At 74.7% G+C, this 13,034-nt stretch carries 9 protein-coding genes; 3 read left to right on the top strand and 6 right to left on the bottom strand.

Translation table 11 applies throughout. From position 1 onward, the window contains the following. Positions 1–167 precede the first annotated feature (167 nt). From JOE68_RS21925 to mraZ, 4 genes are all read right to left on the bottom strand, one after another. Entirely contained in the window at positions 168–2,072 is a 1,905-nt protein-coding gene (locus tag JOE68_RS21925; protein WP_204844164.1) for a peptidoglycan D,D-transpeptidase FtsI family protein, read from the bottom strand. 49 nt (positions 2,073–2,121) lie between these two features. After that, positions 2,122–2,805, bottom strand: coding sequence for a cell division protein FtsL (gene ftsL / locus JOE68_RS21920; RefSeq protein WP_204844163.1), 684 nt, complete (start codon positions 2,803–2,805; stop codon positions 2,122–2,124). Further along, positions 2,802–3,758, bottom strand: a complete 957-nt coding sequence (gene rsmH / locus JOE68_RS21915; protein WP_275584736.1) for a 16S rRNA (cytosine(1402)-N(4))-methyltransferase RsmH — start codon at positions 3,756–3,758, stop codon at positions 2,802–2,804. The genes ftsL and rsmH overlap by 4 nt, the downstream gene beginning before the upstream one ends. A 151-nt stretch (positions 3,759–3,909) precedes the next feature. Further along, entirely contained in the window at positions 3,910–4,341 is a 432-nt protein-coding gene (gene mraZ, locus JOE68_RS21910) for a division/cell wall cluster transcriptional repressor MraZ (RefSeq protein ID WP_204844162.1), read from the bottom strand. Positions 4,342–4,792: 451 nt separating this feature from the next. Between mraZ and JOE68_RS21905 the strand changes: the two genes are divergently transcribed. The 3 genes from JOE68_RS21905 to JOE68_RS21895 are packed head-to-tail and all read left to right on the top strand — an operon-like array spanning position 4,793 to position 9,643. Further along, positions 4,793–5,887, top strand: coding sequence for an AAA family ATPase (locus tag JOE68_RS21905; protein WP_204844161.1), 1,095 nt, complete (start codon positions 4,793–4,795; stop codon positions 5,885–5,887). 1 nt (position 5,888) lies between these two features. Beyond that, entirely contained in the window at positions 5,889–7,154 is a 1,266-nt protein-coding gene (locus JOE68_RS21900) for a DUF58 domain-containing protein (protein WP_204844160.1), read from the top strand. Between the two features lie 56 nt (positions 7,155–7,210). Then, entirely contained in the window at positions 7,211–9,643 is a 2,433-nt protein-coding gene (locus JOE68_RS21895; RefSeq protein ID WP_204844159.1) for a transglutaminase TgpA family protein, read from the top strand. 571 nt (positions 9,644–10,214) lie between these two features. Here the strand turns inward: JOE68_RS21895 and JOE68_RS21890 are convergent. Both JOE68_RS21890 and JOE68_RS21885 read right to left on the bottom strand, forming a co-directional pair. Next, positions 10,215–10,598 (bottom strand): SCO2097 family morphological protein, encoded by a 384-nt coding sequence (locus JOE68_RS21890; RefSeq protein ID WP_204844158.1) that lies wholly within the window; start codon positions 10,596–10,598, stop codon positions 10,215–10,217. A gap of 778 nt (positions 10,599–11,376) precedes the next feature. Next, positions 11,377–12,843 carry a hypothetical protein gene (locus tag JOE68_RS21885; protein WP_204844157.1) on the bottom strand — a complete coding sequence of 489 codons (1,467 nt, stop codon included), beginning with the start codon at positions 12,841–12,843 and terminating at the stop codon, positions 11,377–11,379. Positions 12,844–13,034: the final 191 nt, after the last annotated feature.

Below are 13,034 nucleotides of genomic sequence, written 5' to 3'. Positions count from 1 at the left end.
CGGCGCACGCAGAGTGCCCACCCACCACGTCCACTCGCGACGCCCGAACGCGCCGCGGAGCCTGCTCCGGTCGCCCGATTCCCCCGGCGGCGCGGGGGATCGGCGCACGCCGCGGCGGCGGGGGCGCTCCGCGCGCCCACCGCCGGTGGCGTCCGCCGACCCCGCGGTCAGAGGATCAGCGGCACGATCGGGCTCTGCTCGGCCGACATGGGGACCTGGTAGCGCTGCGCCAGGTAGGAGGCGATGTCGTGGAACAGCGGCGCGGCGGACTCGCTGTACCGGCCGCCGCCGGTCGGCGCGTCGAGCATGATCCCCACCACGTACCGGGGGTTGTCGGCCGGGAAGATGCCGGCGAACGTGATCCAGTGCGTGGTGACGCTGTAGCAGCCGCAGCTGCGGTCGACCTGCTGCGCGGTGCCGGTCTTGCCGGAGACCTGGTAGCCCGGCAGCGCCGCGGACGCGCCCGTGCCGGTCTGGCCGGGCGCCTTCTGCACCACCGCGCGGAACATGTCGCGGACCGACTTGGCGGTCTGCGGGCTCACCACGCGGCTCTCCTCGCCGCGCGGGGCCTCCTCGCGGACGCCGTCCTGGTCCACCTCGGCCCGGATGACGCGGGGCTGGACGCGGACGCCGTCGTTCGCGATCGCCTGGTACATCCCGGTCATCTGCAGCAGGGTCATGCTCAGGCCCTGGCCGATGGGCAGGTTGCCGAACGTCGAGCCGGACCACTGGTTGCGCGGCGGCACCGTGCCCGCCTCCTCGCCGGGCAGGCCCGAGCCGGTGCGCTTGCCGAGCCCGAACTTGCGCAGCATCTCCGCGTAGCGGTCCTCGCCGATCTTCTGCGCCGTCATCAGCGTGCCGACGTTGGAGGACATCGCGAACACCCCGGCGAAGCTCATGTCCTGCACCGGGTGCGGCGAGGCGTCCCGGATGACCCGGTCGGCGACCTTGATCTCGTCGTCCACCGTCAGCACGCTGTCGGGCTGGTAGATCCCGTCCTCCAGGGCGGTGGCCGCGGTGACGACCTTGTTCACCGAGCCGGGCTCGAACACCGCCGTGACCGCCGTGTTGCGGGTCTGCTCCTCGGTGGCCCGGCCGAAGTCGGCCGGGTCGAAGGTCTTGTCGTTGGCCATGGCCAGCACGTCGCCGTTGCGGACGTCCATCACCACCGCCGAGCCGTTCTTCGCGCCCGACTTGGCGGTGTACTCGGTGACCAGCCGCTGCACCGCGAACTGGGTGTCCACGTCCAGCGTCAGCTCCAGGCTGCGGCCGGGTGTCGCGGCGGCCAGCTCCCGCGACCGGTCGGGGCCGGGGATCGCCACGTTGCTGCCCTGCATGGTGTCCACGACGCGGCGGCCGTTGCGGCCGGCGAGCAGGTTGTCCTGGGAGTTCTCCAGGCCCAGCAGCCCGTGCGTGGCGGGCGGGTCCTGGTCCTTGCGCCAGTTGGCCGCGCCGACGATGTTCGACGCGAGGTCGCCGTTGGGGTAGACGCGCACCGCGCGGTACTCCGAGCCGATGTCGGAGTACTTGTCGGTGATCGTCGCGGCCTTGCCCGGGTCGACGTTGTCGACCAGCTCGACGTAGGTGGTGTCCTTGGTCAGCAGCTCGTACAGGGTCCGCTCGTCGGTCTTCTGCCCGCCGAAGCCCGGACCCAGGGTGTCCTGGATGAACCGGGCGACCTCCCGGGCCCAGTCCTCGTAGCTGCCCATCCCGGGCTTGGTCGTCTTCGCCTCGTCCCACTTCTCGCGGCTCATCTGCGGCACGGCGTACAGGGCGCGCGCCTCGACGCTGAACGCGAGCTGCTTGCCGTTGCGGTCGGTGATGGAGCCGCGGGCGGCCGGGATGTCGATGAACGTGGCCCGCTGCTTCTCCGCCTGCTCGGACAGCGCCTCCGCCTGGAAGCCCTGCACCTGCACCAGCTTCGCCCCGGCCAGCACCAGCGCGCCGACCAGCAGCACCCGCCCGACCGCGAGGCGGACCCGGCTGTTGCCGCCGCGCCGCCGCTTGGCCGGCGCCGCGCCGCGCACCGACAACGGCCGCCGCGGGGGCCTGCCCCGACTGGGCCCTGCCATCACCAACCTCCAGTCACCGCTTCGCCACGATCCACCACCGGACGCCCGGTCACGGCCCGGGCGGCTGCTCGCCCTGCGCGGGCGGCGTGCCGCCGGCCTGCTGCCCACCCGCCTGCTGACCGCTCTGCCCGGCCGGCCGGCCCTCCTGACCGGCCTGCTGACCGCTCTGGCCGGCCTGCTGCTGCGCGTTCGCGTCGGGCGGCGGGGTCTGGGTCTGCGTCTGGGTCTGGGGCGTCGGCGGCGGTTCCGGCGCCTTGGCCTCGGTGGGCTTGCCGTGCAGCTCCACCGACCCGTCGGGCAGCTGCCGCAGCCGCGCCGGGTCGCCCGCCGGCACCATGCCGAGCCTGGCCGCCGCCTCCGCGAGCTCCAGCGGCGACTCGGCCAGCGCCACCTCCTGGTGCAGCTGCTCCACCTGCCGCGCCAGCCGCGTCTGCTCGGCCTGCGCGTCCTTGAGCCGGTAGGAGTCGGCGGTCGCCTGCGTCGACAGCCACATGATCGCGGCGATGCCCACGCCGAGCACGACCATCACCATGACCACGAACGGCGCGCGCGGCGCGACCGCCTGCCGCCGGGTCACCGCCGGGCCGCGCGACGCGCGGGTGCGCTGCGCCCGGCGCGCGTAGGCCCGGTCCGCCGCCGCCGAACGGGCCCGCGGCGGCACCGACTTCAACGCTCGCTCGCGGGGCTTCGCCGCGGACGACGGCGCGCCGTTCGCCCGTGCCGGTGCGCTCACGTGGCCTCCCGGATGCGTTCCGCCGCCCGCAGCCGCACCGACGCGGCCCTGGGGTTGTCCTCGACCTCGCGCTCGTCGGCCACCTCGGCGCCCCGCGTCACGAGCCGCAGCTCGGGGCCGTGGCCGGGCAGCTCCACCGGCAGGTCCTGCGGCGTGCGCGAGGCGGCGCCGTCGGCCAGCGCCCGCTTGACCAACCGGTCCTCCAGGGACTGGTAGGACTCCACGACGATCCGGCCGCCGACCGCCAGCGCGGACAGCGCGGCGGGCAGCGCCAGCCGCAGCGACTCCAGCTCGCCGTTGACCTCGATCCGCAGCGCCTGGAACGTCCGCTTCGCCGGGTGGCCGCCGGTCCGCCTGGTCGCGGCGGGCACCACGTCGTAGAGCAGCTCCACGAGCCGCCCGCTGGTGGTGAACGGCTCGCGGTCGCGCTCCCGCGCCACCGCCGCGGCGATCTTGCGGGCGAACCGCTCCTCGCCGTAGTCGCGCAGGACGCGGGCCAGGTCGTCCACCGGGTAGCCGTTGAGCACGTCCGCGGCCGTGCTGCCCGCGCCCGCGCTCATCCGCATGTCCAGCGGCGAGTCGCGGGAGTAGGCGAAGCCGCGCTCCCGGGCGTCCAGCTGCAGCGAGGAGACGCCCAGGTCCATCAGGACGCCGTCCACCGGGCCGTCGACCGCGTCCGCGATCCGGTCGTAGGTGGTCTGCACGAACCGCACGCGGCCCTCGAACGGCGCGAGCCGCCGCCGGGACAGCTCGATGGCCTGCGGGTCGCGGTCCAGCCCGATCAGCCGCACCCGCGGGAACGCCCGCAGCACCGCCTCCGAGTGACCGCCCAGGCCCAGCGTGCAGTCCACGAACACCGCGTCCCGGTCGGCCAGCGCGGGGGCGAGCAGTTCGAGGACGCGGTCGAGCATCACCGGCACGTGCCGCGCCTGCTCCACGACGTCCCCTCCCAAGCAACCCCCCGGCCGGAACAGCGATTCGGGTGTCGTCAGGTCCCCGCCCGCCCGTCGGACCTGGCGCCGGGGAAGGTGCGCCAGGGCCGAAAGCCGAGCGGACCGAGGCCTCACGGCACCCGAAACCTCGAACGATCTGCGAAGCCCCCTGTCAGAAGACGCCCGGAAGCACCTCCTCGCGAGCCTCGGCGTAGCTGTCCTCGTGCTCTTCCAGGTAGCGCTGCCACGCCTGCGCGTCCCAGATCTCCAACCGGTTGATCGCGCCGATGACCACGCACTCCTTGGTCAACCCCGCGTACCGGCGCAGCTCCGGTGCGATGGACACCCGGCCCTGGCCGTCCGGCCGCTGCTCGTCGGTTCCCGCGAACAGGTAGCGCTGGTAGGCGCGGACCGCTTCGTTGGTGAACGGCGCCTCCGCGACCTTGCGCGCCATCTGCTCGAACTCGCCCCGGGGGAACACGTAGAGGCAGTGGTCCTGGCCCTTGGTGACCATGAGACCCCCCGCTAGCGCGTCCCGGAACTTCGCAGGCAGCGTCAGCCGGCCCTTGTCGTCCAGCTTCGGGTGGTGCGTGCCCAGGAACACGGCAACCCACCTCCCGCCGCCGGAGCGGAACCGGCAGTGGGGCCCCCGTCTGCCCCACCGGCCGCCACAGTACCCCACTTTTCACCACAGTCAACGCGGAAACCGGCGCTCGCGCCCTGCCCCGCCGGACGTTTGCCCAGGTAGAGCGAAGATCGTCGAGGTACGGGGAGGTGGGGGACGCGCGCCGGCTCCACCTCCGCGGGTGAGCGATCCGGGCCCGAAAGCCACTCGAACGGACCAACGAAAACGGACAAAACCGGCCCACCGGCGGCACAGGTGGGGGATCGTGGCAGGGCCGGGTGGACCGGCCCCCGCGGACGGGCCCCGGGAGTTCCGCCACCGGGAAACCTCCCGATCGGTGTAGGGCGCTTAGCCGTGGTTTGACACACTGCGTGAAACGCTCACCGCCTCCGCGAACCGGTCGCGGGTGGGTCCCTCTTCAGGAGGTCGAGTGACTCCGAGTACCCAGCCAGCCGCGCCGCCCGAGCACGCCTACGGGGGCGGTGGGCTCAACCACGCCGCCAACGCGGCCCACGCGCACGGCCGGACCGACGAGGTGCTCGCCGAGCTGCACGCCGTCGTGGGGCGCATCGCGGCCAACGTGGAGAAGGTCATCGTCGGCAAGCCCGACGTGGTGCGCATCGCCCTGGTGACGCTGCTGGCCGAGGGGCACCTGCTGGTGGAGGACGTGCCGGGCGTCGGCAAGACCTCGCTGGCCAAGGCGCTGGCCCGGTCCATCGACTGCCCGGTCAGCCGCATCCAGTTCACCCCCGACCTGCTGCCCAGCGACATCACCGGTGTGTCGATCTACAACCGGCAGGACAACGACTTCGAGTTCCGCCCCGGCCCGGTGTTCGCGAACATCGTGGTGGGCGACGAGATCAACCGCGCGTCGCCCAAGACGCAGTCGGCGCTGCTGGAGTGCATGGAGGAGCACCAGGTCACGGTCGACGGGAACACCTACCCGCTGGCCGCGCCGTTCATGGTGATCGCCACCCAGAACCCGATCGAGATGGAGGGCACCTACGCCCTGCCCGAGGCGCAGCGGGACCGGTTCACCGCGCGCGTCTCCATCGGCTACCCCGACCCGCAGGCCGAGCTGGCCATGGTGGACGAGCACGCGGGCAACGACCCGCTGTCCCAGCTGCGCCCGGTGTCCGACGCCGACCAGGTGCTCAAGCTGGTGCACGCGGTGCGGCGGGTGCACCTGTCGCCGGAGATCCGCCGGTACGCGGTCGAGCTGGTGGGCGCCACGCGGCGGCTGCCGGAGCTGCGGCTGGGCGCGTCGCCGCGGTCGACCCTGCAGCTGGTGCGGTCGGCGCGGGCGCAGGCGGCGCTGGCCGGGCGCGACTTCGTGGTGCCCGACGACATCCACGCGGTGGCCGTGCCCGTGCTGGCGCACCGGCTGGTGCTGACCGCCGAGGCGCAGGCCGCCCGCCGGTCGTCCGCGGACCTGGTGCGCAACCTGCTCCAGCGGGTGCCCGTGCCGCAGGCCGCGCTCGACCCGACCGGCCAGTTCCTGCACAACGCCAACCCCCACCGCTGACGTGCGGGCGGCGCTGTCCGGGCTGACCACCCGGGGCCGATGCCTCCTCGCCGCGGGGTTCGCCGCCGGGCTGTGCGCGGTCGTGCTCAACGAGCGCGACCTGCTGCGCGTGGCGGCGTTCGTGGTGGCGCTGCCGCTGCTGGCGGCCTGGCTGGCGCAGCGGGCGCGGGTGGGCCTGCACGCGGCTCGGTTCCTGTTCCCCGGCCGCGTCCAGGTGGGCTCGGCGGCCGAAGTGCGGGTGGAGCTGCGGTCCACCGGCCGGCTGCCCACCGGCGGCCTGCTGCTGGAGGACGCCGTGCCCTACGCGCTCGGCTCGCGGCCCCGGTTCGTGGTGGAGCGGCTGCCGCGCAACGCGGTCACCGCCCTGCGCTACCCGCTCAAGCCGGTGATGCGCGGCGTCCAGCAGGTGGGTCCGCTGCTGGCGCGGGTCACCGACCCGTTCGGGCTGGCCGAGTTCGACCGCGAGCTGGCGGGCCGCTCCCGGCTCGTGGTGGTGCCGCGCGTGGTGGGCCTCGTGGGCCTGCCCGGCGGCTCGGGCATGGGCGCGGGCGACGACGGCTCGATCCGGCTGCGGGCCGGGCAGGGCGAGGACGACGCCGTGGTGCGGCCGTACCGGCACGGCGACGACCTGCGGAAGGTGCACTGGCGGTCGACGGCCCGGCGCGACGAGCTGATGGTGCGCGTCGAGGAGCGCCCGTGGCGCGGCGGCACGACCGTGCTGCTGGACCACCGGCAGACCGCGCACCGCGGCGCCGGGCCCGGCTCGTCGCTGGAGTGGGCGGTGTCGCTGGCGGCGTCGGTGTGCCTGCACCTGCACCGGTTCGGGCACCAGGTGCGGCTGGTCGGCGACGACGGCCGGGTGCTGGCGGGCGGTTCGGGCGACGGCGGGCACGGCGACGGCGTGGTGCTCGACGCGCTGGCGGCGCTGCAGCCCTCGCACCGCCGCGAGCCGGCGGTCGGCCTGGACCCCGGTGCGGGCCAGGAGGTCATCGCGATCCTCGGCGCCTGCACGCCCGCCGCGGTCGACGCGCTGGTGCGCAACCGACCGCGCGGGATGCGCAGCCTGGCCGTGGTGGTGGACGTGCGGGCGTGGGCGGCGACCACCGAGGACCCCGCCCCCGACCCGGAGGAGGCGCGCCGCCTGCTCAACGCGGCCGGCTGGGGCGCCGTGGTGGCCCGGCCGGCGACCCCGATGGGCCAGGTCTGGCAGGAGCTGTGCCACAGCGCGGGCAACCGCGGTCCCGTGGTGCGCACGGAGGTGGGCTAGGTGACCGGCACGACCGCTCCCGGTGACGGGCGCGCGCCCCGCGCGGAGGTGGCGGCATGAGCGACCGGTCCGCCGGCGGCGGCAACTGGGTGGTCGGCGCGACGCCGGCCGTGGCGGGCCTGGCGACGCTGTGCGCGTCGACGGCGCTGTCCAGCGTCATCGACGGCGCGGCGTGGCTGGTGAACCTGGCCGTGGCGATCATCGTGGTGACGGGCACGGGCGTGCTGCTGCGCGCGACCCGGCTGCCCACGCCGCTGGTGGCGCTCGTGCAGGTGTTCGCGCTGCTGTGCCTGCTGGTGACGATCTTCACCCGCAGCGGGGTGCTGCTGGTCCTGCCCGGCCCGGAGTCGCTGGGCGACCTGCTGGCGGTCCTGGGCGACGCGATCGCCGAGATCCAGGTCGGTGTGCCGCCGGTCGCGGACAGCGACGCCATGCGGTGCCTGGTGATGCTGGCGATCGGCCTGGTCGCGGTCCTGGTCGACCTGCTCGCGGTCGGCGCGGCGGCGCCCGCCGCGTCCGGGCTGGTGCTGCTGTGCGTGTTCGCGGTGCCCGCGTCGCTGGCCGACGAGATGCTGCCGCTGTGGACGTTCGTGCTCGGCGCGGGCGCGTTCGCGCTGCTGCTGGCGATCGACGGGCAGCACCGGCAGCAGTCCTGGCGCGGCCGGCTGCCGCGCCGCGGTGGCGGCGGCTCGGGCCCGGCGGCGACGGCCGTCGCGAGCCTGGCGGTGGTCGTCGCGCTGCTCGCGGGCGCGAGCCTGACCCTCGTGGGCACCGTCGGGCGGCTGCCCGGCACCGGTGACGCGGTGGGCGGCGGCGCGGACCGGCTGGGCCTGGACCCGATGACCGAGCTGCGCGGGATGCTCGACCAGGGCTCGACCCGCGAGCTGTTCCGGGTGCGCGGCCTGCCCGAGTCGGCGTACCTGCGGGCGATGACGCTGCGCGAGTACGTGCCGGACCAGGGGTGGCGCATCGGCGAGGACCTGCCGCCGGGCGTGAGCGCGAACGGCGACCTGCCCGCGCAGCCCGGCGACCCGGGCGACGGCGACGCCGTCGAGGTGACCGTCGAGCCGGTGAGCTGGATGGACAACTGGCTGCCGGTGTACGGCAGGCCGCGCCGGATCGAGGACGTCGACGAGAACTGGCGCTACGACCCGGTGCGGGGCATGGTCTACAGCGTCCGGGCCCGGCAGGCCGGCGCGTACAAGCTCCGGACGGTGCTCAAGACGCCGGGGGCGGACGCGCTGCGCCGGGCGTCGGGCGTGGTGGACGTCGAGGGCGCGTACCTGGAGGCGCCCGGCGTCGGCATCGAGGTCACGAACCTGGCGCGGTCGATCACCAGCGGTCAGGGCAACGCGTTCGACAAGGCTTCCGCGCTGCACCGGTTCTTCACCGACGGCACGCAGGGCTTCAAGTACACGACGGAGACCAGCGGCCCGCAGACCAGCGACGCCCTGCGCGACTTCCTGTTCACGGGCAAGAAGGGCTTCTGCGAGCAGTACGCGTCGGCGATGGCCATCATGGCGCGCTCGGTCGGCCTGCCGTCCCGCGTGGCGATGGGCTTCACGGCGGGCTTCCCGACCGGCGACCACCAGACCATCACGACGCAGGACGCGCACGCCTGGGTGGAGATCTTCTTCCCCGGCCACGGCTGGATGGTCTTCGACCCGACGCCGCTGTCGGACGGGCGCGGCGTCGTCCCGCCGTACATCGCGGGCCGGAACCCGGACGGCGAGGAGACCGACAGCACCGGCACGACCACGACCACCACCACGACGACGACCACGACCACCGCGGGCCCGACCTCCGCCGCGCCGGACGCCGCAGGCCAGGACGGCCAGGTCCAGGTCGACGAGCCGACCCCGGCGTGGCACCTGGTGGCGCTGGGCGCCTCGGCCGGCTTGGGCGTGCTGCTGACGGCGCTGCTGCTCCTGCTGCGGCGCGGGCGGGGCGGCGGCCGGCGACCCCGGGCGCCCCGGCTGCTGCCGGTGCTGGCGGGCGCGGCCGTGGTGGCGTGGCTGGTGGCGACGACGCTGGCCGTGGCGCTGCTGTCGTGGTGGCTGGCGGTGCCGCTGCTGGTGGTGCTGGTCGCGGCGATCCCGGCGGCGCTGCGCGCCGGGCGGCGGCGGGCGCGCCTGCGGGCGGTGGCCGGGCTGGGCCCGGACGCGGCGGGCGCGGCGTGGGAGGAACTGGTCGCCGAGTCCCTGGACCGCGGCACGCGCGTGCCGCGCACGGAGACCGTGCGGGTGGCGGCGCGGCGCCTGGTCCGGGAGCACAACCTGGACGACCAGGGCCGCGACGGCCTGCGCGCCGTGGTGGGCGCGGTGGAGCGCTCCTGGTACAGCACCCGGACCGAAACCGACCCGGCGCTGCCGCAAGCGTTCGCGGAGGTGCGCCGCAGCCTGCACCGCAACGCGCCCCTCGCGCTCCGGGCGAAGGTCCTGCCGAGGTCCGTGCTCCAGCCGGACACCCCGCCGGAGTCCGACGACTGACCCGGGCCCGAGCACCGGTACCGGTACCGGTGCTCGGGCCCGGTACCGGACGACCCCAGAGCAGCAACCCTGGGGCGGCAAGCCCGGACAACAACCTCTGGAGCAGTGCCCCTGGGGCGGCAACCCCAAGGGCAGCAATCCCAGGGGGCGGCAACCCCGGGCAGCAGCGCGGCGGGCACCGGCCACTCACCCACGGCTCGGCCGCCACTCCAGGATCGACCCGTCATCGGACCGATCGCCCACCCGCCGCAAGGGCCGACCACCCACAAGCGACCGTCGCCGGATGAGCCGGCGACCGTCCTCAGGGCCGAGGCCCCACAGTGGAGTGCCCGCAACCACGCCCGACCCGCGTGGAAGCTCGCAGCCACGCCAGGCCGGTGTGGAAGCTCGCAGCCACGCCAGGCCGGCGTGAAGCCGGCAGCCACACCCGACCGGTGTGAAAGCCCGCAGGCACGCCAGGCCGGCGTGAAGGCCCGCAGCCACGCCAACCTGCGGGCGTGGCCTGTTCCGGGCATACTGCGCGGCCCGCTCCCCCGGAACGGGGGGCGGGCCGTGGACGCGGGTGGTTCGGCTACTCGTCCTCTAGGCGACGACGGAAACGTTCTTCCATCTTCTGGGAGAACGAGCTGCGGCTCGGCCGACTTCCCTCTTCGGCGGGTTCCTCGGCACCCTGCTCACCACGACGCAACGTCGTCACGGTGAGCAGCACGCCGAAGAACATCACCAGGAAGCCGACCACGCTCACCACCGGGATACCAGCGAGCTTCGGCAACATCACACCCGTCACCAGCAGGGCCACACCAACGGCGAACAGCACGATGCCCTGGATGCGACGCCGTCGGGACGGCTTGCGCAGCTTGGCGCCGCGCACGGTGGATGCGAACTTCGGGTCCTCGGCGTAGAGCGCGCGCTCGATCTGGTCGAGCAGTCGCTGCTCGTGCTCGGAGAGTGGCATGGCTCCTCCTCCGGCACAGCGGTCGCGGGCGCCGGGTGTTCACGGTTGCCGCCGGTCCCGGCGGACGCCCCACTTGGGGGCGTCACAACCAGGATACGATTCGCGAGGCCCGGCGACTACCCAGTCCTCGCCCCTGAGCGGTTCCTTCGGTCACCATCATCCTCACGGGTCAACGGTCAGACCTTCGTGAGGTCGGAAAAACCACCCTGCGGGCCATTCGTCAAGCCCCACCCCACCGCCGACAGGCAGCGGTGTGAGGAAAATGACACTCGTACGAGACCTTCACCGCCACCCGTCCCCGTGGTTCGGGACCACGAAGGCGATCACGAAGCACTCACCGGAACACCTCCGGGAGCCCACTCCCCCCTCCGCCCCCCGCGTCGACAGCACCCGACGACAGCACCTCACGACAGCACCTCACGACAGCACCTCACGACAGCATCCGATGACGGCACCCGGCCGCGCCCCGCAACGCCCGGTGTGCTGCCCCGCCCACCAGCCGCCCCGCAGACCGCCCACAGGCCGTTCCGCCGCCGGCAGTGCGCCGAAGACCGGCAGCGGGTGTCGCCCTCGTGTCGGTGCCCGTGTCAGCCCGTGTCGGTGCCCGTGTCAGCCCGTGTCGAAGCCGATGAACCGGTTGCGTGGAGCGTGATGACGGACTTCATGAGTGCATAGACCTCCTGGGGGTCGAGCGGGCTCTCGGGCGTGGGGTCGGGCTTGATGGGCGGGAGCGGACCTGCTTGGCGCGGAGCAGGGCCTGCCGGATGTGGAAGGGGCGTCACGAGGGCGCGAGCTGCGCCGGCAGATCGGGTGGAGGGATCACCTCGCGAGGTGGTGCGGCGCTCGGTGCTGCCGAGGGCCGCGAGCCGGTACCGCGAGCCGCTTTCCCGGCACACGGTGAGCCGACACCCGCACCCAGCCGCGAACCGGCACCCGCCCCCGCCACGGACCGCGAACCCGTACCCGCCCTCACCACGGACCGCGAACCGGTAGCCGCGTTCGCCTCCACCACGGACTGCGCACCCGCACTCGCACCCAGGCCGGCCCCCGCACCGGCAGCACTCGCGATCGCGCTCTCGCTAACGCTCTTCCACGAGCGTGAACCGCTACCGGCGGTCGGCTCCGCCGTGAGGTGCGGGCCGGGGCGCCGGGCGGGATGCAGAGCGGAGCGCGGGGCGGGCTCCCCTGTGGGGTGCCGGGCGGGATATCGAGCGGCGTGGGGTGCCGGATGCGGAACGGAGTGCGGAGCGGGTTCCGCCGTGAGGGGCCGGGCGGGGTGCGGAGCGGGGTGCCGGGCGGAGTGCGGAACGGGTTCCGCCATGAGGTGCGGGGCGGGATGCGGGGCGGGGGTGATCGCCACGGCCTGGGGGCACGGGCGGGCGCGGGCCTGGGCGGCGGCCCGGTCGAGTGCGCGGGCCACCGCGCTCGGCGCCTGGCGCAGCTCCTGCGGCGTGGTGCGCAGGACGACCACGCCGACCGCCCGGAGCAGGTCGGCCGGGTGCGGGGACAGCTGCCAGGCCAGGCCGAGGCCCTCCCACCAGACGTCCGCCCGCCCCAGCAGGACGCCCTCCGGCGTGGCCACCTGCGCGTTCCACCTCGGCGGCGGCAGCGGCAGGTCGGCCAGCACCTGCCTCGCCCACGCCTGCGGGACCGTCCGGATGCCGTCGGACAGGTCGCGCAGGACCTGCCTCATCGGCTCGGCCCCGCGCGACAGGCCCGCGGCCAGCTCCGCCACCCGCACGCCGCCCCGCCGCACGACCTCCGTCAGCACCGCCCGCACCGCCTCCCGGTCCGGCAGGAGGGTCTTGGCCGCGTCGACCGCGGCCCGCGGCAGCGGCGCGGTCAGGAATCCCTTCCGCAGGACCGGCGGCGGGAGCTCGCGGACCCTCGTCACCCGGACCCGCTCCGTCGAGCCCGCCGGCCTGGCGGACAGCACCCGCACCGGACCCGCGGCGGGCACCGCGCGCATCCCGTGCAGGTGCAGGGCGTCCAGCCCCGTCAGCTGGGCCCCCGGCCCGGCGTGGCGGAGGGCCGCCTGCGCCAGCTGCGGGCGGCTCGGTGGTCTTCGGCTCAGCAGCAGGACCCCGGGCAGGACGTGCTGCCACGGGCCGCCGGGCCGGCAGCGGGCGGCCAGCGCGGCGTCGGGCAGGCCCAGGCCCAGCAGCTCCGCGGCGGTGCAGACGCGGTGCGGGAACAGGGCGGCCAGGGCGTCGAGGCTGATGGTGGCTCGGTTCGCGGTGTGCATGGGTCCACGATCGGCGGTTCGCGGCGGCCGGTCGACGGTGGATTCGCGGATTGTGGACAACTCCGGGACCTGTGGACAACTCGCCGGGCGACACGCCGGACAGCACACCAGGCAGCACACCGGGCGACACACGTGAAGAGACCTTCCGCGGGCCCGACCGCCCGCGGAAGGTCTCAGGGACACGGCGACCG

It is taken from the genome of Saccharothrix algeriensis (assembly GCF_016907655.1).
Lineage (GTDB): Bacteria > Actinomycetota > Actinomycetes > Mycobacteriales > Pseudonocardiaceae > Actinosynnema > Actinosynnema algeriense.
This window is presented reverse-complemented; position numbering and strand designations above follow the sequence as displayed.

Bases quoted from the DNA above. Each gene is read 5' to 3' on its own strand.
- JOE68_RS21925 (WP_204844164.1), bottom strand. From the start codon at position 2,072: ATGGCAGGGCCCAGTCGGGGCAGGCCCCCGCGGCGGCCGTTGTCGGTG.
- JOE68_RS21895 (WP_204844159.1), top strand. From the start codon at position 7,211: ATGAGCGACCGGTCCGCCGGCGGCGGCAACTGGGTGGTCGGCGCGACG.
- JOE68_RS21890 (WP_204844158.1), bottom strand. From the start codon at position 10,598: ATGCCACTCTCCGAGCACGAGCAGCGACTGCTCGACCAGATCGAGCGC.
- JOE68_RS21885 (WP_204844157.1), bottom strand. From the start codon at position 12,843: ATGCACACCGCGAACCGAGCCACCATCAGCCTCGACGCCCTGGCCGCC.